Below are 26,106 nucleotides of genomic sequence, written 5' to 3' on the forward strand. Positions count from 1 at the left end.
AAGCCTCAAGGCTTGCCCGCTTCCAGCGCCATATGCCGTGTCCGCCGCGACTGGACAATCCAGTTGTAGACCGCGCCGCCCGCCATCAGCACCGACGTGCCGAGAAACACCGCCGGCATGCCGAAATGGCCGCCGACAAAACCGCCGGACAACGGCCCCGCGACCTGCCCGACATATTGCGCCGAGATCGCCAGGCCAAGCACGTTGCCGCCGACGCCGTCGGGGATGTTGTGCCTGATGACGCTGGTGATGCAAGGCAGCAGGCCGCCCAAGGCCAGGCCCATCAGGAAACGCAGGCCGATAAGCTGCCAGCTATTGGTCACAAAAGCCTGGGGGATGAGCAGCAGTGCCGAGGCGGCCAAGGCTCCCACGACAACGTTCCAGTGCCCGACCCGGTCCGCGAGCTTGCCGAGCCAGGACGCCGACAGGATGGTGCCCAGCGCGGCCGCCGACATCACCACGCCGGCGACGAGCGTCACCCGGCTCTGGTCCTCGATCAGCTGCTGCACATAGACGGTGATGATCGGCTCGATCGACATTGTGGCGAAGGCGAGCAGCATCCCCGTCACCAGCATGGCCACGACAGGGCGCTTGTCGGGAATCTGCGACCAGCCGCTCTTCGGCTTCGCTGTTGAGGCCGTCCTGGCTGCTTGCGGGCGCGGGTTCTCCTTGATGAGGAAGGTCGTCGCCAGGAAGGCGAGGAAGATCACCCCGCCCGACAACAGAAAGGTGGCGCGAATGCCGATCACCGGGGGCAGCGCGCCGCCGAGCAGGGGGCCGACCAGCGAGCCCGCCGTAATGCCCGCCGACAGGACCCCGAGCGCCCAGCCGGAGCGCTCCTTCGGCGTCTGCATGGCCACCAGTATGGTCGAGCCGGAGGAATAGCCGCCGGCAAAGCCGATCAGCAGCCGCAGCAGCACCAACTGCCAGACGGTCTCGACCATGCCCGTCAGCGACATGCAGATCGCCATGCCGAAGGAAGCGCGCACCAGCATCACCTTGCGCCCGTAGCGGTCGCCCAGGCGTCCCCACAGCGGCGCGACCATTGCGGCGGCGAAGAAGGTGGCGCCATAAGCGATACCCGACCACTGCACGATGGCGGCATGACCCTGTGCGCCGAGCTGTTCGACATAGAGCGGCAGGAAGGGCAGGAGCAGGGTCATGGCGATGAGCGTGCTGAACGAACCCGCGAAACAGACGGCGAGATTGCGACGCCAATGGATGTTGTAGCCGCCTTGCCCTGTGTCTTCCTGTGCCATGTCCTGCCTGCCCGGTATCGGCGCTTGTTGCGGATACCATTTTGGGATACCAAATTGGTATCCGTCATGAACTTCAAGCCGGCCGCTGTCAATGCGGCTTCGAAAAGGATGTGCGATGTCGCAGATGCAGAATGTCGAACGGCAGCTTCGCGAAATGATCCTGGGGCTCGAGATCGGTCCCGGCGAAAAACTGACCGAACGCTGGATCGAAGGCCAGTTCGGCGCCTCACGCACGCCGGTCAGGGCGGCACTGCTGCGGCTGGAGACCGAGGGGCTTGTCGGCAGGGACGGGCGCGGCTGGACGGTGTCGCCCATCAACCTCGCCGAACTCGAGCAGATCGCCGTCTATCGCGAAGCGGTCGAGGTCGCGGCGCTGCGGCTGACATGCAAGCAAGCCGAGAAGGGTGCCATCGATATCATCGAGGCGATGCTCGATTCCTGCGACGAAAACACCGCGCGGGAGGAATGGCATCGTGTCGGCATGGATTTCCACATCGAGTTGGCGCGCCTCTCCGGCAATGAATTCCTGTTCCGGGCGGTTCGTGATGCCATGACGCGCCTGTCGCGCGCGCGCTGGCTGGAGGTGCGTGACGAAACGGCCCTTGGCCGTGCCTGGCTGGAACATCGCGCCATCCTTGCCGCCACGCGCCTTGGTGAGGGTGATGAAGCCGCGCGGCTGCTGTCGGCCCATATCGTCGGCAGCCGCGACCGATTGGTGACGTCGCTCGCCAACGACCGACGTGGCCTTCGCGCCAGGGGATTTGCCGTCGTCTCCGCCTAGCGTGGCGGGGCGCTGGTTGGAAAAAAAGGCGGCGTCTGAGGCGAGGCGCACTTTGGGCCTCGCTTCAAGCAAGCCGATGGCGTAAGAGCGGCGATGGAAAACAACCGGTTTGAAACACCCGTGACCGTCAAATCCGTCACGGCGGGAAGCACTCAGCTCTTGCGTACGGCAAGGGAGGCTTCCGACTACCTCCTCAACAACTGGCCCGGCAAGCGCAGCGCCAAGCATCGCGCGGCGCTGCAGGCTTGCCACGACGCGCTTGCCGGCGACAAGCCGGCGATGAATGCCCGACGCGCTTTCATCGCCGCGGCGAGGGAGGTGGATGTTTTCATCAGCGACAAGGCGCCAGCCTGACATAAGCCGGGCAATTTGGGGCTGGCCAATTTGGATTCGCGGTACGGCCCGCATTCGCGGGCCGCATGCCGTTACTCCTCGGTTTCGGTCTCGGTTTCGGCCTCGGGCTTCGTACGTTCGCGCGCGGCAACCTTGGCGGCCAGCTTTTCAGCCTTCTTGGCCGCTTTCTGGCGGTCGCGCTCCTTGCGTTCCTGATCGTAGTTTGGTGCTCGCGCCATATCGGCTCCTTTTGTCACTGCCTTGCGGCCCTGAGACCTGCCTAGGAGCATTAGCCGTCAAACACAACAGCCGAAGCGACAATGCGTGGGTGCCGGCCGTCGAAGAGATGCGGGGCTTGCCAGATGGGCGCCACAATGATGTAGGACAGGCGGGGCGGCAATGAATTGAGATCTGCTTTTTGTTTTTGTTCAAGTGACCGATGGCCACCATTTCGCGGACCGCAGCAAGAGTTTTCTACTATGCGAGAAACGTCGCGCGCGATATCGCCCCGCAAGTTCTGTTTCGCGCCAGGCTGGCTGGCCGTCTCGAAAGCGCCAGGCTTTCCGGCGAGGCGGCGCGCCGCAGGCTGAATTACTACAACAAGCTGCAAGACGGCTTCGCGCCTAGCGCCAATGCCAAGCGCATCAGCAAGCTGCCTTTCACGCCGACCATGTACTATTACGACCTGAAGGAATTCGCCCGCTACTTCGATCCCGGATTGCTCATCGACCTGGAATTCGGCGACGTCGCGAACGTGCCGAAGGTGCCCACGATCGTCAAGGACAGGCCAATCCGCGAGGGCGACCAGAACGCGGTCATCATGAAGCTCGACAAGTTTCGTCACTTCCAGATGCCGGCTGATGCCCTCTCGTTCGCCGACAAGCTGCCGACCGTGGTCTGGCGCGGCGATCTCAACAATCCGATCAGGACAAGATTCCTCGAGGCCGTGCGCGACCTGCCGTTCTGTGACGCAGGCTCGCACAAGCCGAACGCCCCGGCGGAATACGCCAAGCCTTTTCTCAGCATCCGCCAGCACCAGCGCTACCGTTACGTCGTCTCGCTCGAGGGCAATGACGTGGCGACCAATCTCAAATGGATCATGAATTCGAAGTCGCTTTGCATGATGCCGCCGCCGACTTACGAGACCTGGTTCGCGGAACGGCAGCTCGAAGCCAATGTCCACTATGTGCCGCTCGAAGCGAATTTCTCGGACATCGCGGACCATGTGGCCTATTTCGAGCGGAATCCAGGGAGCGCGGAGCGCATCATCGCGGCCGCGAACGCCTATTGCCGGACGTTCGACGACGAGCGGACGGAACAGGCGATCTCCCTGCTGGTGCTGTATAAATACTTCGTGCTCTCGGGCCAGATCAAACCTGATCCCGAGGTGTGGCGCTATATAACGGGCTAGGTGCGGGGCGCGCCGTTCGGACACTGCCGGAATGCGTGGCCCAATGGCGCGCAACCATGCCGCGGGAACCATCCCGCTGTTGTCTGTTCAGCGGCGCTTGTTTTGGGCAGGGGAACGATGGCCACCATACAACGAACGACGGCAAGGGTTTTCTACTATGCGCGCAACGTCATGCGCGACATGGCACCCCAGGCGATCTTCCGACGGCGGTTGGCGGGTCGCCTCGAACAGGCCAGGCTCTCGGATGAGGCCGTGCGCCGTCGCCTGAATGACTACAACAAGCTGCGGGACGCTTTTACGCCGGGCCCGGATGCGGTGCGCATCGACAAGATACCGTTTGAACCGACCATGTACTATTACGACCTGAGGGAATTTGCCCGCTACTTCGATCCATCATTGCTCGTCGACCTGAAGTTCGGCGACGTCAAAGGCGTGCCCAAGCTGCCGACGCTCGTCAAGGATCGGCCGATCCACGCCGACAACCGCAACGCCGTCATCATGAAGTTCAACAAGTTCCGCCACTACCACATGCCGGTCGACGCTGTCGCCTTCGCCGACAAACGCCCGGTGGTGGTCTGGCGCGGCGACCTCAACAATCCCATCAGGACACGGTTCCTGGATGCCACGCGTGACTTGCCGTTCTGCGACGTTGGCTCGCACAAGCGAAGTGCGCCGGCCAAGTACAGCAAGCCCTTCCTCAGCATCAGCCAGCACCTGCGCTATCGCTACATCGTCTCGTTGGAGGGCAATGACGTGGCGACCAACCTCAAATGGATCATGAATTCCAACTCGCTCTGTCTGATGCCGCCGCCGACCTACGAGACATGGTTTGGCGAGAGCCAGCTCGAGGCCGGTGTCCACTATGTGGCGCTCGACCCCGGTTTTGCCGATCTCGGCGAAAAAGTGCGATATTTCGAAGCGCACCCGGCGGCGGCCGAGCGCATCATCGCGGCGGCCAATGCTTATTGCCGCAAATTCTTCAACGAACGGGACGAGCAGGCGATCTCCCTGCTCGTCCTCTACAAATATTTCGTGCTCGGCGGCCAGATCGAACCCGATCCCGAGGTCTGGCGGTTCATCGAGAACTAGCTCTCGCTTTCGGCCTGATGCTGGTCAGATATCGCTGGTCAGATATCGCTGCGGTCGAGAACAAGGTCGGCGAGGCCGAAGCGATCCTTTGCCGTCAGTTGCTGGTGCCAGTAGGGGTAGAGCAGGGGTGGCCGGCTGACGGCGTCGAGACGCTGGCGTTCCTCGGTGCCGAGCTCCAGGGCGGCCGCCGCGAGATTGTCCTTGAGCTGGACGTCGTTGCGAGCGCCAATCACCAGCGAGGAGACGGCGGGCCGGCCGAGCAGCCAGGCAAGCGCCACTTGCGCCGCCGATACGCCTCGGTCCCTGCCGATCTCGACCAGCACATCGACAATCCGCCACAGTCGGTCCTCGTCGCGGATCGGCGGCTCGGACCAGCCGGCAAGCTGGCGGGCGGTTGGACTGTCGCTGCGGTATTTGCCGGACAGCAGGCCGCCGGCGAGTGGACTCCAGACCAGCACGCCCAGCCCCTGGTCAACCGAGATCGGCAGCAGTTCGTACTCGGCCTCGCGCGCTTCCAGCGTATAGTGGATCTGCTGGGTGACGAAGCGTTGCTGGTGGCGGCTGTCGCTGATGGAAAGCGCCTTCATCACCTGCCAGCCGGAATAGTTGGAGCAGCCGATGTAGCGCACCTTGCCCTGGCTGACCAAAGTGTCGAGCGCGGCAACGGTTTCCTCGATCGGGGTGAGGCCGTCCCACTGGTGGACGAAATAGATGTCGATGACATCGGTCTTCAGCCGCTTCAGGCTTCTCTCGCACTCGCGGATGATATGGTAACGCGACAGGCCCTCGTCGTTCGGACCCTTGCCGATGCGCATCCGCGCCTTGGACGCGATCAGCACATCGTTCTTGCGCTTGCCGCCGAGCGCCTCCCCGATGATCTCCTCGGACAGGCCGTTCGAATAGACATTCGCGGTGTCGATGAGGTTGATGCCGGCGTCGATGCACATGTCGATCATCCGCTTCGCTTCGACCAGATCGCTGTTGCCGACCGCGGCGAACGGCCCGGTGCCGCCGAAGGTCATGGTACCAAGCGTCAGTGTCGAAACCTTCAGGCCGGAACGGCCAAGGGTGCGGTATTCCATGTCAGTCCTCGCGATTGTGTTGAGTTGGGGCGCCGCGAAAGGGCGGCCCGGAATGTGACCGTGCATTTGTAGGACAATTCAGTCGGCTTGTCGCCAGGCATCGACGGTGGATCGATCATACATCGCGGAATCAGCAACGGCGGCAATAGCGCGTGGGCTGCAATAAAACCGTCACCGCCGGTCTATATTGAAGTCGGCTCAGGTGTTCCATTCCAGCCGCCGGCGGGCAATTTGGGGACGCCACAGGGAACCGACAGGCTTGCAAGCGGAGCAGTTGATATGACCGAGCTAAGACAGAATTCCCCTGCCAAGGACTGGCTTGAAGCCGAACTCGCCGACACGCTCGACGAAGATTATGAACTCGAAATGTCGGAACCGGCGCTGTCGCTGGAGATCGCCAAGATCTACAAGAACTCGCACCCGCCTTCGATCGATCGCATGCAATATTTTCGCGATCTGATCTCCTTGCAGTCCGAATTGATCAAGCTGCAATCCTGGGTCGCCTATCACAAGAAAAAACTGGTGGTGATTTTCGAGGGCCGCGATTCCGCCGGCAAGGGCGGTGTCATCAAGCGCATCACCCAGCGGCTCAATCCGCGTATCTGCCGCGTCGTCGCGTTGCCGGCACCGACAGAACGTGAGAAGTCGCAATGGTATTTCCAGCGCTACGTTCCGCATCTGCCGGCGGGCGGCGAGATCGTGCTGTTCGACCGCTCCTGGTACAATCGTTCCGGCGTCGAGCGGGTGATGGGCTTTGCCAGCCCCGATCAGGTCGAGGAGTTCTTCCACGACGTGCCGGAGTTCGAGCGCATGCTGGTGCGGTCCGGCGTCACCGTGGTCAAATACTGGTTCTCGATCACCGACGAGGAACAGCAGATGCGCTTCCTGATGCGCATCCACGACCCGATGAAGCAATGGAAACTGTCGCCCATGGACCTGCAGTCGCGCGTGCGTTGGGAACAGTACACCAAGGCCAAGGAAGAGACCTTCGCCCGCACCAACATCCCGGAGGCGCCCTGGTACATTGTCGAGGGCAACGACAAGAAGCGCGCGCGGCTGAACTGCATCGATCATCTGCTCAAGCAGATGCCGTATGAAGAGGTGCCGCATGAGGAGATCACGCTGCCCGAGCGCGTCTTCAACCCGGAATATGAGCGCCAGGTCCTGCCGCGCGAACTCTACGTGCCGGAGAAATATTGAGACGTTCCCTTCTCCCCGTCACTATACGAGGAGAAGGTGCCGGCAGGCGGATGAGGGGCAGCGCTGACCTTCTACATTTGAACTCGGCCAGATCGCTGCGTGAACGTATTCTGGGCCATTTTTGTTATCGGTGGGGTGGTCGGGAAAGACAATCTTCGACCGGTAGCGCCGCCCCTCATTGTCCTGCCGGTGTCCAGCGGATAGATGGGTAACAGATTGAACCGGATACATAGGTAACAGTTTTCTCCCCCTATGTAGCGTTCGCCGCAGCGCCAAGCGGTGCGGTTGGCGCGGCGCTGCGGCGAACCAGTTTCATGTGCTTCTTGTCGATGAAGCCGAGCGGATGGGCGTAGAAGCGTATGGCCCATTCGCCATTCTCGGTCTCCTCGATGGCGATCGGTTCGCCGACCAAGGTGGCCGAGATATAGATCTCGGTTCCTTGCCATTTGACGGCGCCGTTCTGGCGCACGCCGCGCACCGCCGCCTCGGCCGGATAGTCGGGTTCGGGAACGCTCTTGGGCATGGGCCGGTTCGAGGAACGGTAATGCTGTGACGGGGTGTCCATGCCAAGCGCCTCATGGGGACGCTCCTCATTGTAGCTGCGCCGGAAGGCCTCGAAGGCCCTGGCTTGAGCCGCCCTGTCAGCCTGCGGTGCGTTGGCCATTGGCAGCATGGTCAGATGGAAACGCTCATGGCGCCCGTTCTGCTGCGGCTTGCCTGGCCGAATGCGTTCCAGCGCAATGCCGAGCTTGATGAAGCGCACGCTAAGCGGCGTCAGCCCTGTGACGCCGCTCGACGCAAATGGTGAGCCGTTGTCACTTCGGATGCGATCCGGCAGACCGTGCTGGGCAAACAGCCGCTCAAACACCGGCCACGCCTCCTCGTCGGCCGTCGAGCCCGTCGCCTCGAGCCCCAGCAGGTAGCGGCTCCACGCATCCATCACCGTCAACGGCTCGCAGCGCCACCCGTCGCGCGTCCGGAACCAGCCTTTGTGATCTGCCGTCCACACCGCATTCGGCTCCGCTGGCTGCGGCCACGGCCCATTGCCAACAGCCCGCCAGCGCTTGCGCCGGCCTCCCACAAGACCATGCCGCTTCAGGATCTCACCCGCCGTCGACACCGATGGCCAGACGCAGCCAGGCTCGCTGCGCCTCAGTCGGGCCATGATCTTCTTGGGACCCCACAGCGGATGCACTTCCTTCTCAAACACGATCCGCTCAACCAGCGCCGCTGCCGTCGCACGGCCGTGCTCAAGCGGTGCACGTGGCCGATCTTGCAAGCCTCCGGGCCGAATTCTCGGTAGCGTGCCAGCCGTTTGTAGCCCGTCTTGCGCGAAATCTCGAAGCCAGCGCAAAGCTGCGTCATCGTCTCCTCGCCAGAAAGGCATTCCACAACAAAACGAAGCCGCTCATCCATGAGCACAGTCTCTCGCCAAACCATCGCCGGTCCTCCCGGCAAACGAGAAAACTGTCACCCATCTAATCGGTCCATTCTGTTACCTATCTATCCGGGTCGGACACCGGACATTTCTCCCCGTATAGTGACGGGGAGAAAGAGCTGTAATTATGCCCGCTTGATAACCACGTGCGTGGCCAGCGCCGTCGCCACTTGCTCGGTGCACGCGTAGCCAAGCTTCAACATGTCGAGCCCGGCAAAAAGGTTCTCACCTTTGCCCAGCAGCACCGGCGAAATCGCCAGGTGCATCTCGTCGATCAATCTCTCCTGGAGATATTGCCGGATGGTGTCGACACCGCCACCCACCCGCACGTCCTTGTCGCCGGCCGCCGACTTTGCCTGCTCGAGCGCCGAATGGATGCCGTCGGTGACGAAATGAAAGGTGGTGCCGCCTTCCATGGTGATCGGCTCCCGCTTGTAGTGCGTCAGCACGAAAACCGGCACATGGTAGGGCGGGTTGTCGCCCCACCAGCCCTTCCACTTGTCGTCAGGCCATTCGCCCCTGATCGGCCCGAACATGTTGCGGCCGAGAATCCAGGCGCCGATATTCTCGAAGCTGCGCGCCGCGAAGTCTTCGTCGACGCCTGTGTCGCCGCCATCCTCGCCGAACATCTTGCGGAAGGTGCGGGTGCCGAAAGCCCATTTGTGCAGGGCTTTTCCACCGACGCCGAGCGGATTCTCCAGGTCCTGATCGGGACCGGCGCCATAGCCGTCGAGAGACAGGCTGAAAGCGTTGACGCGAAGTTTGGACATGAGACCTCCTCCTAGAACCAGTTGTATTTTGCAAGTGGTTTCCTCTAGGCAAACTGATTTTGAATTGCAAGCGGTTTTTTGCCGAAAGGGTGTCCGAACCTCGCCGTCCGGTCAGGGCATCGCATGTCCGTTCCTCAGGTCACGGCGAAGTCCGCGTCCTGCATCAGCGGAGGCTTCGCCCGACGGTGAAACGGATCGGGTAATTATCCCACTGGAGGCATTGGCCAACCCTTTTGGGCGAGGCGTTGGCTGCTGGCCGCCTTTGACTGCGCTTCAATCCTGCCGCAACAGCCGGTTTTTGTCAGCGGGAATTCGAAGGAGCCGGCGGCCGCTCGAAAGATTGGTGACATCTCCTGAAAGGCAGTGCCCCGGGAAGTCGGGGCTAGCCTTTCAGCATCACAGCCACTTCGGGCGCGAAATAGGTCAGGATGCCGTCGCAGCCGGCGCGCTTGAAGGCGAGCAACGACTCCAGCATCGCCTTCTCGCCATCGATCCAGCCATTGGCGCCGGCCGCCTTGATCATCGAATATTCGCCCGACACCTGGTAGGCGAAGGTGGGCATCTGGAATTCGTCCTTAAGCCGGCGGATGATGTCGAGATAGGGCAGGCCGGGCTTGACCATGAGCATGTCGGCGCCCTCGGCGATGTCCTGCTCGGCCTCGCGCACCGCCTCGTCCGAATTGGCGTGGTCGATATAATAGGTCTTCTTGTCGCCCTTGAGCAGACCGGCCGTGCCGACCGCCTCGCGGTAGGGGCCGTAGAAGGCCGAAGCGAACTTCGTCGCGTAGGACATGATCGCCACGTCCTGAAAACCGTTGGCGTCGAGCGCGTCGCGAATGGCGCCGATGCGGCCGTCCATCATGTCCGACGGCGCGATGATGTCGGCGCCGGCCGCGGCCTGGATGACCGCCGCCGCCGCCACCTGTTCCACGGTTTCGTCATTGACGATGATGCCGTCACGCAGGATGCCGTCATGGCCATGGCTGGTGAACGGATCGAGCGCGGCATCGGTGATGATGCCGATCTCGGGCACCGCGTCCTTGATGGCGCGGGTGGCGCGGTTGATGATGTTTTGCGGGTCGAGGATGTGCGAGCCGGTCTGGTCGCGCAAGCCGAGTTCCACATTGGGAAAGGTGGCAAGGGCCGGAATGCCGAGCTTGGCCGCGCGTTCGGCCTCCTTGACGGCCAGGTCGACCGACAGGCGAAAGACGCCGGGCATTGCGGCGATCGGCTCGCGGACATCCTTGCCCTCGACGACGAAGATCGGCCAGATCAGGTCGTCGACCGAAAGCCTGTTCTCCTGCACGAGCCGGCGCGACCAGTCGGCCTTGCGCATGCGCCTGAGCCGCCGGCTGCCGGTGACGTCGTCGACGCTGCGCGCGCCGGCTGGCTTTGTCGGGGTGAATTTGTTCATGGCCAAAACTCCGGGTCGGTGGCTTTTACCACGCGGACGCGTCGCGGACCAATGCGACACGTTTGTGCCAGCGTTCGAAGCTGCCCGATCCCAACCGCAAAATCTCGATCAGGGTTGGCCATTACCCGAAAGAATCCGCGCCGCGCCTGCGATGGCCACACGGAATGCCTCGTCGAAGCTGACACCGCGGACCTGCCAGCGATAGGTCGTTCCACGGTCGGCCAACCGCCAATCGGCGATCCAGCCAAGCTCTTTGTCGCTCCATATGATGCTGCCGGCAATCGCTCGGTCTCCGCCAGCCTGGCTGGCCAGCTGATCGAGTTTTGCCATGTCGGCGGCGCGCAGCGCTTCTTCGTTCAAGCCGGCAAGCTGCGCGATCCCGGGAAACACGAGGCGCATCAGCGTTGGACCGGCGGCATTGTCGAAGGATTCGCGCATCGTTTCGCCACGGTTCTCCTCGGCGCTCAATACGAAATGCCGGGTTCCTTGTTCGGCGGTGAGAAAGACGGTGAGCGTCGGCCGCTCGCCAAGCCACGGCTTGCTGCCGAGCGACGCCAGCACCTTGTCGATCACATCAGGCTTGTAGAAACAGGTGAGATCGTGCGGCCGGTCATGCGTGCCTTGCTCGTCATGGATTGGAATGCCCTCCAGCCGATCATGGTAGCGGAACGAGTCGACGAAGCTGCCGGCCTTGTCGCGCAGCGCGTCCATTTCGCGTCTGGCAAGCAGCCGCTGATCGCCCGAAACGCGAACGAGGACCTTGTCGAGGCAAGTCCTGAAGCCGAGCTGGCGGTTTTCTTCACCCTGGCCGGTGACGATGGTCTGCGACTGGTAAAGGTCGCCAAGGTCGGTCGCCCCTGCGGGGGCACTGGTTGCCCACAACGCAGACAGGCAACTCAGAACAAGGACAAGGCGCAAAAACTGCGGCATGGGCTCACTATCCGGCTCTTGCCTGTCGTAATGGCCGCCAACGTAGCATCGGCTGCCGCTTGCCGCCAAGACCGCGGCCGACAGGCTGCTGCCATTGACGCACCCTTGCGCCGCCTTTAGCACTTCAGTCCCGCAGGCGCGGGGGAGGGATTCTCTGGCGATGGATTTTGGCGGCGGCGATGAGATCCGCTTCGAGCGGCTGGGCCGGGCCGGCGTCGTCACGCTGACGCGGCCGAAGGCGCTCAATGCCATCACGCACAACATGGTCAAGGCGCTCGGCAAGGCGCTCGATGCCTGGGAGCAGGATGCGAGCATCAACGTCGTCATCGTCAAGGCCGAGGGCAGGGCGTTTTCCGCTGGCGGCGATATCCTGCAGGTCTACGAGGCCGGCCGTGCCGGCAAGCCGCCGGTCGATTTCTTCGCCGATGAATACAGGCTCAACGCCCGCATCGCCCGCTTCAGGAAACCCTATGTCGCGCTCATCGACGGCATCGTCATGGGCGGCGGCGTCGGCATCTCCTTCCATGGCTCGCACCGCATAATGACCGAGAATGCGCAGTTCGCCATGCCGGAAGTCGGCATCGGCTTCTTTCCCGATGTCGGCGCCAGCCACCTGCTTCCGGATCTCGGCGGCAGCTTCGGCATGTATCTCGGGCTGACGGGAGCGCGTATCCGTTATGGCGATGCGCTGTGGTCCGGCCTTGCCACGCACACGATCAAGGCCGCCGACCAGGCAGGACTGCTCGACGAATTGGCAAGCAGCAATGACCCGAACGCCGAGTTGCGCGATTTCTTCGTCCCGGCCAAACGCGAGACGGAACGGCAGGACCTCGATTCGATCGCCCGCCACTTTTCGCAAGGCACGCTTGCCGCCGTCATTGCCAGTCTTGAAGGCGCCGCCGGCGGCGATGCCTTTGCCGAGAAGACGCTGGCCATGATGAGAAGCCGCTCGCCGACCAGCCTTCACGTTGCCTGGCGCGAGATCGGCGCCGGGCTGACCTTGTCGATGGACGACTGCATGAGGATGGAGTTCCGCATCCTCAACCGCATGCTGGCCGGCCACGATTTCTACGAAGGCATCCGCGCCGCCATCATTGGCAAGGGCTCGACGCCGCAATGGCGGCCGGCAAGTCTCGATGCGGTCAGCGAGTCGGATATCGAGGCTTATTTCGCCCCGCTCGGCGATCGGGAGCTTGCGCTGTGAGCGAGGTGACGTCGAGACGTGTCGTTCTGCAACCCTCGACGGTCGAGGTGATCTTCGCCTGGTTCCAGCGTGTCATCGCGGGCTACTGCCTGCTGTTCGGTATCCTGTACTGGATCAAGCTGATCGGCTTTTATCCGGGCTCGCTGTGGCGCTTCGACCTCATGCCGGTGCATTGGCAGGTGGCGGCGGTGATGCTCGCCGTGTTCTTTCCCTTCGCCGCGGCAGGGTTGTGGATGCTGGCGTCCTGGGGGCCGGTGATCTGGTTCATCTGCGCGGTCACCGAGACGGTCATGTATGCCGGTTTTCCCGAGCTTTTCGGCCATCGTCTGCTGATCATCGTCTCGCATGCCTGCGTGGCGCTGCTTTACATCGTCTTTCGCGTCGTCATCTACCTGCAGAAACGACCGGTACGGCACTAAGCCCTTGCGGACGTTGACCCTCGGCGATCGCCGCTGCCCGGTCCCGCGATCATTGCCTAAATCTTTAGGTTAATCATCCTTGCTCGGGTGACCGTTCGTTAAGCGTCTTGCGAAACCTCTTACCGGTAAGCTCTTGTTAGCCCTAGCGTTTAAGTCGAATTTTATGAGTATTCGATAGTGTCGCGATCAAGGTGAAAAACAAAAAATCACCAGGGCGACAAACGAGAGGCAAAGACAATGATCAATTCGCGTCCGGCGGCAAAGACCGCCAACGTTTCCGACGATCGCCGCGAGGCTATCCGTTCCCTGTACATGGAATCGCTGCAGCTGGTCGAGCGCCTGCACCGCCGTCTGCTTGACGTCATCAAGGACGAATTCGACCGCAATGGCCGTTCCGACATCAACGCCATCCAGGCGCTGCTGCTCTTCAACATCGGCAATTCGGAGCTGACCGCCGGCGAGTTGCGCTCGCGTGGCTACTATCTCGGCTCGAATGTCTCTTACAACCTGAAGAAGCTGGTCGATCTCGGCTTCATCAACCACCAGCGCTCGCGCATCGACCGCCGTTCGGTCCGCGTCTCGCTGACGCCTAAGGGCAACGAGGTGGCTGATGTTGTCGCCGGTCTCTATGAGCGCCATGTCGGCTCGATCGAACAGGTCGGTGGCATCAACACCGACGAGTTCAAGCAGATGAACCGCGCTTTGCAGCGCCTCGACCGCTTCTGGAACGATACCATCGCCTACCGGATGTAAGTCACGGCCGAAATCAGAGCCGCGCCGCAGAAGCGTGGCCAAACACGACCTCCAGTCAGGGCCGGTGCCGAAAAGCATCGGTCTTTTCTTTTCGTGTCTCCGGCCAAAGCAAATTACGGGCCAAGGCCACGTTGCCGCCATATTCCAATGGAACCGAGAGTGGTAGTGATGCTGTGGTGAAGACCATGCGTCCGCCCGCAACTCGTCTCGCTTTCGTGCGTTCTCTCGCCAATGTGACACGGACCATGGTTGGCTAATTGTTAAGATTGCCAATTTTAGAGTGCGGGCGAGATCGTACGATGATCGACGCAGCAATTGATCGAACCGCTACAAGAATGTCTGGAACGTCCATGAGAACCAGCCGCCGCTTTTTTCTTTCCGGGGCTTCCGCGCTCGCCGCCGCCGTGGTGGCCGGACGCGCGAATGCGCAGGATGTGATCGGAGATATCCTGAAATCCTCCGCCCGCGGCAATTGGGATGACCAGTTCGACGCCCGTGCCAGCGAAGGCGGCAAGGTGGCCTCGACGCTGCCGATCTTCAGCCCGCAGACGGTTGCCTTCACCGAACAGGCGGTGGCGCAGTATCAGAACATTGTCTCGCAGGGCGGCTGGACGGATGTTCCCGCGACCAAGAAGCTTCAGCTCGGCGTCGACGACCCGGACGTGGTGCCGTTGCGCAAGCGCCTGATGGTTGCGGGCGACCTGTCGCAGAGCGCCGGCATTTCGACGGCCTTCGATTCCTATGTCGACTCGGCGGTCAAGCGTTTCCAGTTGCGCCATGGCCTGCCGGCCGACGGCTCGATGGGCAAATACACCTACGCCGCGATGAACGTGTCGGCGCAGATCAGGCTTGGCCAGTTGCAGACCAATCTGCAGCGGCTGAAGGAGAAGGCCGGCACGCTGGGCAGCCGCTATGTGCTGGTCGACATTCCGGCAGCGCAGGTCGAAGCGGTCGAGAACGACCGTGTCGTGCTTCGCCACACCGCGATCGTCGGCAAGATCGACCGCCAGACGCCGATCGTCAATTCCAAGATCAACGAGATCATCGTCAACCCGTACTGGAACGCACCGGTCTCGATCGTGCGCAAGGACATCATTCCGCTGATGCGGAAGGATCCCGATTATCTGAAGAACAGCCATATCCGCCTGTTCGCGCCCGATGGCAGCGAAGTCGATCCGATGAACGTCGACTGGTCGACCGACGATGCCGCCAAGTACCGTTTCCGTCAGGATCCCGGTTCGGAAAACGCCATGGCATCGGTCAAGATCAATTTCCCGAGCCCGGACGGCGTCTACATGCACGACACGCCGCAGCAGAGCCTGTTCGGCAAGATGATGCGCTTCGATTCCTCGGGCTGCGTGCGCGTCCAGAACGTGCGCGATCTCGTCACCTGGATCCTGCGCGACACGCCCGGCTGGGATCGCCAGCATTTCGAGGCCGCCATCAAGACCGGCCAGAACACGCCGATCCAGGTCACCAACCCGGTGCCGGTGCATTTCCTCTATCTGTCGGCCTGGTCGACCGGACCGGGCGTGGTCCAGTTCCGCGACGACGTCTACGCGCTCGATGGCGCCAGCGAGCTGCAGATCACGTCTTCGCTCTAACGCTCTGATATTTTTGAAAAAAAGCCGCTCTCAGGGCGGCTTTTTTGTTGCGGGCCTGCCGCCATTTCCAGCCGTCCGACCCGACTGGTAGCTCCGGCGATTGCGCATGGTCGGTCAAACAGCCGGAATCGCGCCATGGACGTCGCCATCTTCATTCTCGTCGTGCTTGTCTTCGTGGCGCTGTCGGGCGCGCTCGCCCGGCTGGTTCGGATACCTCTGCCGGTGCTGCAGATCGCCATTGGCGCGGCCCTTGCCTGGCCCGCTAAGGGCCTGCATGTCGAGATCGATCCGGAACTTTTCCTGCTGGTGTTCATCCCGCCGCTTCTGTTCGGTGACGCCTTCGCGGCGCCCAAACGTGAGCTCATCGGTTTGCGCGGACCGATCCTCGATCTCGCGATCGGGCTCGTCTTCTTCACCATTGTCGGCTTCGGCTATGCCTTGCACTGGCTGGTGCCGAGCATTCCGCTGGTCGTCGCTTTCGCGCTGGCCGCCGTGCTGTCGCCGACCGACGCCGTGGCGGTGTCCTCGATTGTCGACAGGAATGTGGTTCCGTCCCGGCTGATGCACATATTGGAGGGCGAGTCGCTGCTCAACGACGCGTCGGGCCTGGTCATGTTCCGCTTCGCGGTGGCGGCGGCATTGACCGGCAGCTTCTCGCTCGCCGGAGCCTCGCTCGGTTTCCTCTACGCCGTCGCCGCCGGTATCCTGGCCGGTGTCGTGGCCTTGTTCATTGCCGCCAAGGCGTTGCAGCTGCTCAACCGCATCGGCGGCGTGCCGGCCGAGGCGCAGGTCCTGGTCATGATCCTGCTGCCTTTCGTCGCCTATCTCGGCGCCGAGCATGTCGGTGCCTCCGGCATCCTGGCGGCGGTCACCGCCGGCCTGCTGACCGGGGCTTCCGGCATGTACCGCTACCTCGGCGTGTCGGCGCGCATGCAGACCCTGTCATTGTGGGCGACACTCACTTTCGTCTTCAACGGCGCCCTGTTCATTCTGCTCGGCCTCCAACTCCCCGACATCATCCGCAAGGTCCCGCCGGAACTGTCCAGCCGGCATTGGCTGATCGAGCCGGTGGCGACGGTGCTGATCCTGACGCTCTGCCTGATCGGACTGCGCTTCTTCTGGATATGGATCGGCGACATCGCCCAGGCGATCGCGGCGCGCCTGGGCAAGCGCGAGGTCGAGCCTTTCGGATTTCGCGTACGGCTCGCCGGCTCCGTGGCCGGCGTGCGCGGCGCCATCACGTTGGCGGGCATCCTGTCCTTGCCGCTGGCTTTGCAGGACGGCTCACCCTTTCCGGCACGCGACGTGGTGATCTTCCTCGCCGCCGGCGTCATCATCTGCTCGCTCGTCATCGCCAGCTTTGCCTTGCCCAGGATCGCGCGAGGCCTCGTTCAGCCGGGCGAGGATCCGGCCGCCGCGGAGGAGCGTCGCGCGCGCGTCGGCGCCGCCAATGCGGCGATTGCCAGGATCGAAAGCATCGCCAACGAGGCAGGCGAGGGCGAGGCGGTCGAGGCCCGGCTGGCCGTCGCCGACAGCATCGTGGCCGGCTACCGGCGGCGCATCGCGGCCTCGGACGAAGCCGACGAGGCCCGCGCCGAGGCCCGCGAAGCCGGGAGGCTGGAGCTGGAACTCAGGGCGGCGGGTATCGAAGCCGAACGCTCCGCGTTGCGCGCGATGTTCCGCAGCCAGGAGATCAACGATCACACGATGCGTGCGCTGTTTTCCGAAATCACCTTGACCGAGGCCTTGCTGAAGCAGCGCCGGGACAGGAAATAGCGATCCGCCGCGATCCGTTGGCGCAAACCGGCCAGCAAATTTCGCGCCGTAAACGTGGCGAGGCCAAAACAACTGTGTTAATGGCGCGCCAGTGCATGTCGCCCCAAAAGTGAGCAGCGCTTTTTGGGGCAGCGATATGTGTGCATAGTGATCCCAAAACCGGAGGATTTTCAGGCCATGGCAACTGCAGCGGCGGCGTCGAACAAATTCGAATCCTTCTTCGAAACAACGCTGGAAGATGCCGATCCGGAGATTTTCGGCGCCATCCGCAACGAGCTCGGTCGCCAGCGGCACGAGATCGAACTGATCGCCTCGGAAAACATCGTCTCACGCGCCGTGCTCGAGGCGCAGGGCTCGATCATGACCAACAAATATGCCGAGGGCTATCCGGGCAAGCGCTATTATGGCGGCTGCCAGTTCGTCGACGTGGCCGAGGAACTGGCCATCGAGCGCGCCAAGAAGTTGTTCGGCTGCAATTTCGCCAACGTCCAGCCGAATTCGGGCAGCCAGATGAACCAGGCGGTGTTTCTGGCGCTGCTGCAGCCCGGCGACACCTTCATGGGCCTCGACCTCAATTCCGGCGGCCATCTCACCCACGGCTCGCCCGTCAACATGAGCGGCAAATGGTTCAAGGTCGTTTCCTATGGTGTGCGCAAGGACGACCATCTGCTCGACATGGACGCCATTGAAAAGACCGCGCACGAGACCAAGCCGAAGCTGATCCTGGCTGGCGGCACCGCCTATTCGCGCATCTGGGACTGGAAGCGTTTTCGCGAGATCGCCGACGCGGTCGGCGCCTACCTGATGGTCGACATGGCCCACATTGCCGGCCTCGTCGCCGGCGGCGTGCATCCCTCGCCGCTGCCGCACGCCCATGTGGTGACGACCACCACGCACAAGTCGCTGCGCGGCCCGCGCGGCGGCATGATCCTGTGCAATGACGAGGACATCGCCAAGAAGATGAATTCGGCGGTGTTCCCCGGTCTGCAGGGCGGCCCGCTGATGCATGTCATCGCGGCCAAGGCAGTGGCCTTCGGCGAAGCGTTGAAGCCGAGCTTCAAGATCTATGCCGAAAGCGTCGCCGCCAATGCCAAGGCGCTTGCCTCCAGCCTCAAGGAGACGGGCCTCGACATCGTCTCGGGCGGCACCGACAACCATTTGATGCTGGTCGATCTCAGGCCCAAGAACGCCACCGGCAAGCGCGCCGAAGCGGCCCTTGGCCGCGCCAACATCACCTGCAACAAGAACGGCATCCCCTTCGACCCGGAAAAGCCCTTCGTCACGTCGGGCGTACGGCTGGGCACGCCCGCTGGCACCACGCGCGGCTTTGGCCAGGCCGAATTCCGTGAGATCGGCAAGCTGATCGCCGAAGTGCTGGATGGTCTCAAGGTCGCCAATTCCGACGAAGGCAATGCCGCTGTCGAGGCCGCGGTCAAGGCCAAGGTCGTTGCATTGACCGACCGCTTCCCGCTCTATCCCTATCTCGGTTGACCATCCTCATCTCGGTTGACCAGGCGCGAAGCGTCATCTTTTATCCACGGCAGTGCGTCACCCCTGATCGGGCGACGCATGGAACTGGAGACTTGATGATGCGCGGTTTTTGTCTTGCTTCACTTGGCGCTATCGGTTGGCTTGCCGTTTGCGGGTGCGCCTTGGCGCAGACCGAGCCCGCTCCAGACATGCCTGCCACCAGCACTTTCGGCCGATGGACAACCATGGTCGATACGCTCGACACCGGCCAGGACGCGCACAAGACCTGCGCGGCTTCCACGGCGTTCTTCGATGCGGGCGGCAATTCGGGCACGCTGACATTGTCGATTTCGACCGGCGATGCGCTGCCGCCCGATGCTTATCCGGCGATCCTGATCACCATCGACAACAAGAGCCTGGTAACCGGCAAAAAGATCGCAGCGACCTTTGGTGATCCCGGCGTCAAGGTTTCGACGACGGTCTATTCCAACGACGCCGTCAACGGCCGTCCGAGCTGGACGATCGACAACCAGGCCAAGACAAGTCTCGCGCTGCTGCGCGCCATGCGCCAGGTTACCTCGCTCGATGTGGCTTTCGGCAAGCAGGCCGTCGCCAGCATACCGATGGACGGTTTCACGAAGGCCTATCGCAACCTCGGCGCATCTTGCGGCTTCCCGACCAAGGACGTTGCGCCTTAACGGCCTGGCCGGAGCAACTGCTTGCCGCGCTGGCAATCTTGCTCGCGCCTCGCTATCTCTGAGGCGCGGCAGGCCCCGGACAATACGGAACTGCTTCAAACCGCACCGGAAAGGCTCTAAGCCTTTTCGCCTCACCAGATTCGCGAACCCAAGGCTTTCCATGCGCTGTCCCTATTGCCAGTCCGAAGATACGCAGGTGAAGGATTCGCGCCCCGCCGAGGACGGTGCGGCCATCCGGCGGCGGCGTGTCTGCCCCGATTGCGGTGGCCGTTTCACGACCTTCGAGCGGGTGCAGTTGCGCGACCTCGTCGTGGTCAAGAAATCGGGACGAAAAGTGCCGTTCGACCGCGACAAGCTGTTGCGCTCAGTCGAGATCGCCGTGCGCAAGCGCAATGTCGATCCCGAGCGCATCGACCGCGCCGTGACCGGCATCGTGCGTCAGCTGGAAAGCTCCGGCGAAACGGAAGTGGCCTCGGGCGAGGTCGGCCGGCTGGTCATGGATGCACTGAAATCGCTCGACGATGTCGCCTATGTGCGATTCGCCTCGGTCTATCGCAATTTCCGTGAGGCCAAGGATTTCCACGAGCTGCTCGGCGAGTTGAAGGGCGACGAAGACAAGAGTGAAGAGGACGCCGGCTAAGCATGGCAGCACCGCAACGCAGCGAGGCCGAACAAGCGGCCCTTGATCGCCGTTTCATGGCCGCGGCCCTGCGGCTTTCGCGCAGGAATGCCGGCCGAACCTCGACCAATCCTTCCGTCGGCACGGTCATCGTGCGTGACGACGGCTCGGGACCGATGATCGTCGGTACGGGCGTGACCGCGATTGGTGGCCGTCCGCATGCCGAGACCGAGGCGCTTGCCGAGGCCGGGCAACGCGCGCGCGGCGCCACCGCTTACGTCACGCTGGAACCCTGCGCGCATCACGGCCGCACGCCGCCTTGCGCCAATGCGCTGGTCAACGCCGGCATCGCCCGTGTCGTGGGTGCGGCCAGCGATCCCGATCCGCGGGTCTCCGGGCAGGGCTATGCCATCCTGCGCGACGCCGGTGTCGAGGTGGTTGAAAAGGTCATGGCCGCCGAAGCCGCCGAGCAGATGGCGGGCTATTTGATTCGCTCTCTGAAAAAGCGCCCGGAAGTGATTCTGAAGCTTGCGCTTTCCAGCGACGGTAAGATCGGCCGGGAAGGCGCCGGCCAGGTCGCGATAACGGGCGACATGGCGCGCCGCGAAGTCTACCTGATGCGGGCCGAGGCCGACGCCATTCTGGTCGGTATCGGCACGGCTCTTGAAGATGACCCGGCGCTGACGGTGCGTTTGCCCGGGCTGGAGAACCGTTCGCCTGCCCGCATCGTGCTCGACCGCCAGATCAGGCTGCCGGAGGGCTCGAAGCTGGTGTCGGGCGTCGATCGCGTGCCGCTTTATGTCGCGGCTTGCCTGGAGGCCGATCCGCAGCGCCGGGCGGCACTTGAACGCGCCGGCGTGCGCTTCATCGGTACCGAAACGCACGAGGGCGGCGTGGCATTGCCGGAACTGCTCGAGGATCTGGCGGCGCTCGGCATGGCAAGCGTGCTGGTCGAGGGCGGGGCCAAGGTGGCGAGCGCCTTCCTGGCCGATGGGCTGGTCGACCGCATCGTGCTGTTCCAGGGACCGGAAGCGATCGGCGGCGACGGCATTGCATCGCCTCTCGACGCCGACCATATCCCGGCAGGGTTTCGCAAGCTGCGCGAGATGCGGTTTGGCGAAGACGGTTACGCCGAATGGATCAGGGATTTTCAGGGATAGCGATCGATGTTTACCGGGATTGTCACCGATATCGGCACCGTGGCCGCCCTCAAGCCACTGCGGGAAGGGGTGGGACTGCGCATCGACACCGCTTATGACCCCGAGAGCATCGCCATCGGCGCCTCGATCTCCTGCGGCGGCGTCTGCCTGACGGTCACTGCCTTGCCCGACAGCGGCTCGAACGCGCGCTGGTTCGAGGTCGAGGCCTGGGAGGAGGCGCTCAGGCTGACGACGGCGGCGGGCTGGAAATCGGGCACCAGGATCAATCTGGAGCGGGCGCTGAAGATCGGCGACGAACTCGGCGGCCACATCGTTTCGGGCCATGTCGACGGAACCGCCGAGATCGTCGAGCGCAGGGATGAGGGCGACGCGGTGCGCTTCACGCTGGAAGCGCCGCGCGATCTGGCGAAATTTATCGCGCCGAAAGGCTCCGTCGCGCTCGACGGCACCTCGCTCACCGTCAACAGGGTCGCGGGCACCCGCTTCGACGTGCTGTTGATCCATCATTCGCTGACCGTAACCACCTGGGGCGAACGCAAGGCCGGCGACCGCGTCAACCTGGAGATCGACACCATGGCGCGGTACGCGGCGCGGTTGGCTGAGGCGGCGAAAGAGGGGCTGTGAGCCCTTGAAGTTGCCGGCTAATGGCCGTACATTGTCTTCAGGAGTAAAGACAATGACAGCACATGCTCGCCCTAGTCGCAGCCGTATCCGTGGCGAACGTCTGGAGGCACGCATCACCGCCGATCAGAAGAGCCTTATTGAACATGCCGCTGCCCTGCAGGGCCGGACGGTGACCGATTTTGTGCTGAGCAGCGTCCAGGAAGCAGCCCGCCGAGCCATCGAGGAGCATCAGCGCCTCGATCTTTCCGTCCGCGATAGTCGCGCCTTCGTGGATGCTTTGATCAATCCTCAACCCGTGAATGATCGTCTGCGAGAGACAGTACGCCGCTATCGTCAAGCCATCGGTACCTGAAGGTGATCGGTTCGGTCGAGGGTGCTCTTCGGGTCGAGGTGCTTGGTCCGCGGCACGACAGGGCGCCTTTCGAGAGCGGCGTGGAGGCGCTTGATCGATATTTCAGAATGCAGGCCGGACAAGATGCGCGCAAGAACGTCGCGGCACCATTTGTTCTTGTTTTGCCGGACGGAACTGTGGCCGGATATTACACGCTGTCCGCAACCGCCGTGGCTATCGGCGATTGGCCGGCCCAAACCGTTCGCAAGCTTCCCCGCTATCCACTCATTCCGGCCACGTTGCTGGGGCGTCTCGCCGTTGATCGACGGTATCGGGGGCAGGGCTACGGCCGTTACCTACTGGCTGATGCTCTGTCCCGTTGCGTCAGGAGCGAGATTGCTTCGTTCGCCGTTCTGGTTGATGCCAAGGATGAAGATGCGCAGGGCTTCTATCAACGCGAGAGCTTTCTGCCGTTCCCGGACCAGCCGATGAAGCTCTTCAGGCCGATGACCGATATCGCTGAGCTGTTCAAATGAGGAAGCGACCGTGATGGAAAGCAGGAATTCCGACGAGGAAGAGCGGCTCACGCGGGATGCATTGGCCGATGTAGATGCCGGCCATGTGGTGGATCACGAAGCCGTTCTTGCCTGGGCTGAAAGCCTTGGTAAGGACTGCCCGGTCTCGGCGCCTTGCCCAAAGAGGGAATAGGCCCGACTCGCCTCCGGCAATCTTCCGCTTGCGATCAATCCGGCTTCGGCCTAAGTCACCGGCAACCCCCGGAGACTTCTATGGCTGGCACATCCCAACACGGCAAAGCCTTCATTCGCCCGAAGGCGAAAGCGCATTTGCTTATCATCGAGGCGCGCTTTCATGACGACCTTGCCGACGCACTGCTCGACGGCGCGACAACCGCGCTCGACGAAGCTGGCGCGACTTATGACGTCGTCACCGTTCCCGGGTCGCTCGAAATTCCCGCGGTGATCACCTTCGCGCTCGACGGCATGGCTGAAGGCGGGACGGAGTATGACGGTTTCGTCGCGCTCGGCACCGTCGTGCGCGGCGACACCTATCATTTCGACATCGTCGCCAATGAATCCAGCCGCGCGCTTATGGACCTCTCCGTGCAGGACTCGCTTTGCATCGGCAACGGCATCCTGACCACCGAGAACGATGCGCAGGCATGGACGCGGGCCAAGCGCTCGGAAGGCGACAAGGGCGGCTTTGCCGCGCGTGCGGCGCTGACCATGATCGCGCTGAAGGAGAAACTGGGAGCGCAATCGTGAGCGAACCCGCTTCGCCAGGGCAGCCCGCGGTACGCCACGCCAACAAGCGCGGCGCCGCCCGTCTGGCCGCCGTGCAGGCGCTCTACCAGATGGATGTCGCCGGCAGCGGCGTGTTCGAGATCACCGCCGAATACGAGGCGTTCCGTCTCGGCAAGGAAGTCGACGGTGCGCTCTATCGCGAAGCGGACGCGCAGTGGTTTCGCGCCATCCTGGCGGGCGTCGTCGAGAACCAGAAGACCATTGATCCGATCATCCGCCAGGCGCTGACCGACGACTGGCCGCTGTCGCGCCTCGATTCCACGCTGCGTGCCATTCTGCGCGCCGGCGTCTATGAGCTGATGAAGCGCGAGGATGTGCCCGTCGCGGTGATCGTCACCGAATATGTCGATATCGCCAAGGCCTTCTACGGGGAAGACGAGCCGAAGCTGGTCAACGCCGTGCTCGACCGTGTGTCACGCCGGGTGCGTGGCGAGGGCCGGGGCAAGGACGCTTCGTGACGGCCATCGCCGTCGAGGCGGGCAGGGAGGCGCGGCGCACCGCGCTGATCCTCGCCGCCTCGCAGGCGATTATCGGCTCGGCGGCGCCCATCGCCATCTCCATGGGCGCGCTGGCCGGGCAATATCTGCTGGCCGCGGACAAGTCGTTGGCAACCGCGCCGGTCACCGGCTACAACCTTGGCGTGGCGCTGGGCGCCCTGCCTGCGGCGGCCATAATCCGCAAGCTGGGTCAGCGCGGCGGCTTCATGACCGGCACCGTGGTCACCGCTATCGGCGGTTTGGTCGCCACCCTTGCGCTTTTCCATGCAAGTTTCTGGCTGTTCGCGTTCGCCCTGCTCGTGCTTGGCGTCGGTGGCGCATTCGTGCAGCAGTTCCGTTTTGCCGCCGCCGACAACGCACCGCCTGAATTCAAGGCGCGCGCCATATCCTTCGTGCTGGCCGGAGGCATCATCACCGCCATTTTGGGGCCGCAGATCGTCATTTTCACCCGCGAGCTGTTCGCGCCGGTGATGTTCGCCGGGTCGTTCGCGTCGATCCTGGTGTTGGCCGCGGCGGGCGCCATCATCCTGTCGTTCCTGCGTTTGCCGGCCAAGGCCATTGGCAAGGTCGACAGTGTCGGCGGCGATACCAGGCCCTTGGCCGAAATCGTCACCAGGCCGCGCTTCGTGGCCGCGCTGTTCTGCGCCGTCGGCAGCTATGCCCTGATGAGTTTCGTCATGACCGGGGCGCCGCTTGCCATGGTCGGCTGCGGCCTGTCCGAGGACGATGCGACGCTGGGCATCTCCTGGCACGTCATGGCCATGTTCGGGCCAAGCTTCTTCACCGGCTCGCTGATCCATCGCTTCGGCGCCGAGCGCATTGTCGCCATCGGTCTCCTGCTGCTGATCGGCTGTGCCATCGTTGCCTTGTCGGGCCTGGCGCTGTGGCAATTCTGGACGGCGCTGATCCTGCTCGGCCTTGGATGGAATTTCGCCTTCATCGGCGCCACCGCCATGGTGGCCGCCAGCTACCACCCTTCCGAAAAGGGCAAGGTCCAGGGCTTCCACGACTTCGTGCTGTTCGGCTCCGTCGCCTGCGCATCACTGCTGTCGGGGATGGTCTATAACGCCTGGGGCTGGACGATGCTCAACTGGATGATCTTTCCGGTCGCCGCGCTTTGCTTCGTGGCACTCGGCGCGCTGAAGATGACGAGCTTGCGGCCGGCCTGACGCCAGTTCGAAAGTTATGCGTCCGGCGGCAGAACCTGAAGCACCCGCGCTATGAACATGTGGAACTCAGCCATGTAGTTGCGCAGGAAATCCTCGGTGGACTCAACCGTCACCTCGCCATTGTCGGTGATCAGCCCCGGCGTGAACTGGATATAGGCTTCGGGCGCATTCATCTGCGGTGAGTTGCAGAAACTCAGCACGCTGCGCAGGCTTTGCTGGGCGACAGCGGTCGCGATGGCGCCGGGCGATGTTCCGATGACCGCCGACGGTTTGCGCGCGAATGAATTCTTGCCATAGGGGCGACTGGCCCAGTCGATTGCATTCTTCAGTCCGCCAGGGATCGAGCGGTTATACTCCGGGGTGACGAACAGCACGGCCTGGACGGAGGCGATCGCCTTTTTGAAAGCCTGGGCGGCCGGTGGGAAATTGGCATCATAGTCGTAACTGTAGAGCGGCAGATCCTTGAACGGGATTTCCGTCATTTCGAGTTCCGGCGGGGCAAGTTGAACCAGCGCCTTCGCCAGCTTGCGGTTGATGGATTCCCGGGCAAGGCTGCCGATGAGATAACCGACTTTGTGTATGGCCATGACACGCTCTCCGTGTTTGCCGCCCGCATCCCCGGCTGCACTATCCGCCGAATGTCGGCGGATCGCCAGCCTACTGTCGCTGTCGGGCCGAAATCCGCGCGTCCGGAACAAAAATATTGCGCTGATCCCCCTTCTTATGAAACCGTGTGCCCCGACTGGCCGTTGA

At 62.9% G+C, this 26,106-nt stretch carries 27 protein-coding genes and 1 pseudogene; 20 read left to right on the forward strand and 8 right to left on the reverse strand.

The annotated features are described in order from the left end of the window. Positions 1-5: 5 nt before the first annotated feature. Complete coding sequence (locus tag LB564_RS00080) at positions 6-1,259, reverse strand: multidrug efflux MFS transporter (protein ID WP_224534233.1); 1,254 nt, start codon at positions 1,257-1,259, stop codon at positions 6-8. 115 nt (positions 1,260-1,374) lie between these two features. Between LB564_RS00080 and LB564_RS00085 the strand changes: the two genes are divergently transcribed. Next, the gene (locus LB564_RS00085) at positions 1,375-2,040 is read left to right on the forward strand and encodes a GntR family transcriptional regulator (protein WP_224534234.1); all 666 of its coding nucleotides are present in this window, start codon (positions 1,375-1,377) and stop codon (positions 2,038-2,040) included. A 120-nt stretch (positions 2,041-2,160) separates the two neighbouring features. Next, complete coding sequence (locus LB564_RS00090) at positions 2,161-2,394, forward strand: DUF982 domain-containing protein (RefSeq protein ID WP_246677546.1); 234 nt, start codon at positions 2,161-2,163, stop codon at positions 2,392-2,394. A gap of 71 nt (positions 2,395-2,465) precedes the next feature. On the opposite strand, the gene LB564_RS00095 is transcribed toward LB564_RS00090, so the two are convergent. Further along, positions 2,466-2,612: a hypothetical protein gene (locus LB564_RS00095; RefSeq protein WP_140706943.1), complete on the reverse strand. Its 147-nt coding sequence runs from the start codon at positions 2,610-2,612 to the stop codon at positions 2,466-2,468. A gap of 200 nt (positions 2,613-2,812) precedes the next feature. Here LB564_RS00095 and LB564_RS00100 point away from each other — a divergent pair, with 200 nt between their 5' ends. Continuing rightward, on the forward strand, positions 2,813-3,784 hold the full coding sequence (locus LB564_RS00100) for a glycosyl transferase family 90 (protein WP_224534235.1): 972 nt from the start codon (positions 2,813-2,815) through the stop codon (positions 3,782-3,784). Positions 3,785-3,901: 117 nt separating this feature from the next. Beyond that, positions 3,902-4,873, forward strand: a complete 972-nt coding sequence (locus LB564_RS00105) for a glycosyl transferase family 90 (RefSeq protein WP_224534236.1) — start codon at positions 3,902-3,904, stop codon at positions 4,871-4,873. A 38-nt stretch (positions 4,874-4,911) separates the two neighbouring features. On the opposite strand, the gene LB564_RS00110 is transcribed toward LB564_RS00105, so the two are convergent. Next, positions 4,912-5,955 carry an aldo/keto reductase gene (locus LB564_RS00110; RefSeq protein ID WP_224534237.1) on the reverse strand — a complete coding sequence of 348 codons (1,044 nt, stop codon included), beginning with the start codon at positions 5,953-5,955 and terminating at the stop codon, positions 4,912-4,914. A 279-nt stretch (positions 5,956-6,234) separates the two neighbouring features. Here LB564_RS00110 and ppk2 point away from each other — a divergent pair, with 279 nt between their 5' ends. Beyond that, positions 6,235-7,155, forward strand: a complete 921-nt coding sequence (gene ppk2, locus LB564_RS00115; protein WP_140706935.1) for a polyphosphate kinase 2 — start codon at positions 6,235-6,237, stop codon at positions 7,153-7,155. A gap of 250 nt (positions 7,156-7,405) precedes the next feature. Here ppk2 and LB564_RS00120 read toward each other — a convergent pair. From LB564_RS00120 to LB564_RS00140, 4 genes and pseudogenes are all read right to left on the reverse strand, one after another. Beyond that, a pseudogene (locus LB564_RS00120) lies at positions 7,406-8,595 on the reverse strand (integrase core domain-containing protein). 123 nt (positions 8,596-8,718) lie between these two features. Next, the gene (locus LB564_RS00130) at positions 8,719-9,363 is read right to left on the reverse strand and encodes a dihydrofolate reductase family protein (protein WP_224534241.1); all 645 of its coding nucleotides are present in this window, start codon (positions 9,361-9,363) and stop codon (positions 8,719-8,721) included. 382 nt (positions 9,364-9,745) lie between these two features. Beyond that, the gene (gene hemB / locus LB564_RS00135; protein ID WP_140706931.1) at positions 9,746-10,777 is read right to left on the reverse strand and encodes a porphobilinogen synthase; all 1,032 of its coding nucleotides are present in this window, start codon (positions 10,775-10,777) and stop codon (positions 9,746-9,748) included. A gap of 108 nt (positions 10,778-10,885) precedes the next feature. Beyond that, the gene (locus LB564_RS00140; protein WP_224534242.1) at positions 10,886-11,707 is read right to left on the reverse strand and encodes a DUF2066 domain-containing protein; all 822 of its coding nucleotides are present in this window, start codon (positions 11,705-11,707) and stop codon (positions 10,886-10,888) included. A gap of 160 nt (positions 11,708-11,867) precedes the next feature. Between LB564_RS00140 and LB564_RS00145 the strand changes: the two genes are divergently transcribed. The 15 genes from LB564_RS00145 (at position 11,868) to LB564_RS00215 (ending at position 25,353) form a co-directional block, all read left to right on the forward strand. Continuing rightward, positions 11,868-12,911 carry an enoyl-CoA hydratase/isomerase family protein gene (locus LB564_RS00145; RefSeq protein ID WP_224534243.1) on the forward strand — a complete coding sequence of 348 codons (1,044 nt, stop codon included), beginning with the start codon at positions 11,868-11,870 and terminating at the stop codon, positions 12,909-12,911. After that, a complete protein-coding gene (locus LB564_RS00150) occupies positions 12,908-13,330 on the forward strand; it encodes a DUF6163 family protein (RefSeq protein WP_140706925.1) in 423 nt (140 codons plus the stop codon). Before LB564_RS00145 ends, LB564_RS00150 begins: the two co-directional genes overlap by 4 nt. A gap of 237 nt (positions 13,331-13,567) precedes the next feature. Then, positions 13,568-14,083 carry a transcriptional regulator LdtR gene (gene ldtR, locus LB564_RS00155; RefSeq protein WP_013896002.1) on the forward strand — a complete coding sequence of 172 codons (516 nt, stop codon included), beginning with the start codon at positions 13,568-13,570 and terminating at the stop codon, positions 14,081-14,083. 350 nt (positions 14,084-14,433) lie between these two features. Then, positions 14,434-15,687 (forward strand): murein L,D-transpeptidase, encoded by a 1,254-nt coding sequence (locus LB564_RS00160; RefSeq protein ID WP_140706923.1) that lies wholly within the window; start codon positions 14,434-14,436, stop codon positions 15,685-15,687. A 135-nt stretch (positions 15,688-15,822) separates the two neighbouring features. Further along, on the forward strand, positions 15,823-17,463 hold the full coding sequence (locus LB564_RS00165; protein WP_224534244.1) for a Na+/H+ antiporter: 1,641 nt from the start codon (positions 15,823-15,825) through the stop codon (positions 17,461-17,463). A gap of 177 nt (positions 17,464-17,640) precedes the next feature. After that, positions 17,641-18,954 carry a serine hydroxymethyltransferase gene (gene glyA, locus LB564_RS00170; RefSeq protein WP_224534245.1) on the forward strand — a complete coding sequence of 438 codons (1,314 nt, stop codon included), beginning with the start codon at positions 17,641-17,643 and terminating at the stop codon, positions 18,952-18,954. A gap of 98 nt (positions 18,955-19,052) precedes the next feature. Then, positions 19,053-19,631 carry a hypothetical protein gene (locus LB564_RS00175; protein WP_140707304.1) on the forward strand — a complete coding sequence of 193 codons (579 nt, stop codon included), beginning with the start codon at positions 19,053-19,055 and terminating at the stop codon, positions 19,629-19,631. Between the two features lie 160 nt (positions 19,632-19,791). Further along, positions 19,792-20,271, forward strand: a complete 480-nt coding sequence (nrdR, locus tag LB564_RS00180; RefSeq protein ID WP_127281280.1) for a transcriptional regulator NrdR — start codon at positions 19,792-19,794, stop codon at positions 20,269-20,271. 2 nt (positions 20,272-20,273) lie between these two features. Next, positions 20,274-21,410 carry a bifunctional diaminohydroxyphosphoribosylaminopyrimidine deaminase/5-amino-6-(5-phosphoribosylamino)uracil reductase RibD gene (gene ribD / locus LB564_RS00185; protein WP_224534247.1) on the forward strand — a complete coding sequence of 379 codons (1,137 nt, stop codon included), beginning with the start codon at positions 20,274-20,276 and terminating at the stop codon, positions 21,408-21,410. A gap of 6 nt (positions 21,411-21,416) precedes the next feature. Continuing rightward, positions 21,417-22,034 (forward strand): riboflavin synthase, encoded by a 618-nt coding sequence (locus tag LB564_RS00190; RefSeq protein ID WP_224534249.1) that lies wholly within the window; start codon positions 21,417-21,419, stop codon positions 22,032-22,034. A 52-nt stretch (positions 22,035-22,086) separates the two neighbouring features. Continuing rightward, the gene (locus LB564_RS00195) at positions 22,087-22,386 is read left to right on the forward strand and encodes a DUF1778 domain-containing protein (protein WP_224534251.1); all 300 of its coding nucleotides are present in this window, start codon (positions 22,087-22,089) and stop codon (positions 22,384-22,386) included. Between the two features lie 2 nt (positions 22,387-22,388). Then, complete coding sequence (locus LB564_RS00200; protein ID WP_411910202.1) at positions 22,389-22,901, forward strand: GNAT family N-acetyltransferase; 513 nt, start codon at positions 22,389-22,391, stop codon at positions 22,899-22,901. Positions 22,902-23,153: 252 nt separating this feature from the next. After that, complete coding sequence (ribH, locus tag LB564_RS00205; protein WP_224534253.1) at positions 23,154-23,648, forward strand: 6,7-dimethyl-8-ribityllumazine synthase; 495 nt, start codon at positions 23,154-23,156, stop codon at positions 23,646-23,648. Continuing rightward, positions 23,645-24,145: a transcription antitermination factor NusB gene (gene nusB, locus LB564_RS00210; RefSeq protein WP_140706907.1), complete on the forward strand. Its 501-nt coding sequence runs from the start codon at positions 23,645-23,647 to the stop codon at positions 24,143-24,145. The genes ribH and nusB overlap by 4 nt, the downstream gene beginning before the upstream one ends. Continuing rightward, positions 24,142-25,353, forward strand: a complete 1,212-nt coding sequence (locus LB564_RS00215; protein WP_140706905.1) for an MFS transporter — start codon at positions 24,142-24,144, stop codon at positions 25,351-25,353. The genes nusB and LB564_RS00215 overlap by 4 nt, the downstream gene beginning before the upstream one ends. A 14-nt stretch (positions 25,354-25,367) precedes the next feature. Here LB564_RS00215 and LB564_RS00220 read toward each other — a convergent pair whose 3' ends face one another. After that, positions 25,368-25,940 carry an NADPH-dependent FMN reductase gene (locus LB564_RS00220; RefSeq protein WP_140706903.1) on the reverse strand — a complete coding sequence of 191 codons (573 nt, stop codon included), beginning with the start codon at positions 25,938-25,940 and terminating at the stop codon, positions 25,368-25,370. Positions 25,941-26,106 lie beyond the last annotated feature (166 nt).

This window comes from Mesorhizobium sp. ES1-6 (genome assembly GCF_020164775.1).
GTDB lineage: Bacteria > Pseudomonadota > Alphaproteobacteria > Rhizobiales > Rhizobiaceae > Mesorhizobium.

Excerpts from the sequence above, each read along its gene's own strand:
- ppk2 (WP_140706935.1), top strand. The coding sequence starts at position 6,235 with ATGACCGAGCTAAGACAGAATTCCCCTGCCAAGGACTGGCTTGAAGCC.
- LB564_RS00175 (WP_140707304.1), top strand. The coding sequence starts at position 19,053 with ATGCGCGGTTTTTGTCTTGCTTCACTTGGCGCTATCGGTTGGCTTGCC.
- ldtR (WP_013896002.1), top strand. The coding sequence starts at position 13,568 with ATGATCAATTCGCGTCCGGCGGCAAAGACCGCCAACGTTTCCGACGAT.
- LB564_RS00085 (WP_224534234.1), top strand. The coding sequence starts at position 1,375 with ATGTCGCAGATGCAGAATGTCGAACGGCAGCTTCGCGAAATGATCCTG.
- LB564_RS00190 (WP_224534249.1), top strand. The coding sequence starts at position 21,417 with ATGTTTACCGGGATTGTCACCGATATCGGCACCGTGGCCGCCCTCAAG.
- LB564_RS00165 (WP_224534244.1), top strand. The coding sequence starts at position 15,823 with ATGGACGTCGCCATCTTCATTCTCGTCGTGCTTGTCTTCGTGGCGCTG.
- LB564_RS00100 (WP_224534235.1), top strand. The coding sequence starts at position 2,813 with ATGGCCACCATTTCGCGGACCGCAGCAAGAGTTTTCTACTATGCGAGA.
- LB564_RS00220 (WP_140706903.1), bottom strand. The coding sequence starts at position 25,940 with ATGGCCATACACAAAGTCGGTTATCTCATCGGCAGCCTTGCCCGGGAA.
- LB564_RS00140 (WP_224534242.1), bottom strand. The coding sequence starts at position 11,707 with ATGCCGCAGTTTTTGCGCCTTGTCCTTGTTCTGAGTTGCCTGTCTGCG.
- LB564_RS00105 (WP_224534236.1), top strand. The coding sequence starts at position 3,902 with ATGGCCACCATACAACGAACGACGGCAAGGGTTTTCTACTATGCGCGC.
- LB564_RS00195 (WP_224534251.1), top strand. The coding sequence starts at position 22,087 with ATGACAGCACATGCTCGCCCTAGTCGCAGCCGTATCCGTGGCGAACGT.
- LB564_RS00080 (WP_224534233.1), bottom strand. The coding sequence starts at position 1,259 with ATGGCACAGGAAGACACAGGGCAAGGCGGCTACAACATCCATTGGCGT.
- LB564_RS00130 (WP_224534241.1), bottom strand. The coding sequence starts at position 9,363 with ATGTCCAAACTTCGCGTCAACGCTTTCAGCCTGTCTCTCGACGGCTAT.
- hemB (WP_140706931.1), bottom strand. The coding sequence starts at position 10,777 with ATGAACAAATTCACCCCGACAAAGCCAGCCGGCGCGCGCAGCGTCGAC.
- LB564_RS00145 (WP_224534243.1), top strand. The coding sequence starts at position 11,868 with ATGGATTTTGGCGGCGGCGATGAGATCCGCTTCGAGCGGCTGGGCCGG.
- ribD (WP_224534247.1), top strand. The coding sequence starts at position 20,274 with ATGGCAGCACCGCAACGCAGCGAGGCCGAACAAGCGGCCCTTGATCGC.
- LB564_RS00110 (WP_224534237.1), bottom strand. The coding sequence starts at position 5,955 with ATGGAATACCGCACCCTTGGCCGTTCCGGCCTGAAGGTTTCGACACTG.
- nrdR (WP_127281280.1), top strand. The coding sequence starts at position 19,792 with ATGCGCTGTCCCTATTGCCAGTCCGAAGATACGCAGGTGAAGGATTCG.
- LB564_RS00095 (WP_140706943.1), bottom strand. The coding sequence starts at position 2,612 with ATGGCGCGAGCACCAAACTACGATCAGGAACGCAAGGAGCGCGACCGC.
- LB564_RS00160 (WP_140706923.1), top strand. The coding sequence starts at position 14,434 with ATGAGAACCAGCCGCCGCTTTTTTCTTTCCGGGGCTTCCGCGCTCGCC.
- glyA (WP_224534245.1), top strand. The coding sequence starts at position 17,641 with ATGGCAACTGCAGCGGCGGCGTCGAACAAATTCGAATCCTTCTTCGAA.
- ribH (WP_224534253.1), top strand. The coding sequence starts at position 23,154 with ATGGCTGGCACATCCCAACACGGCAAAGCCTTCATTCGCCCGAAGGCG.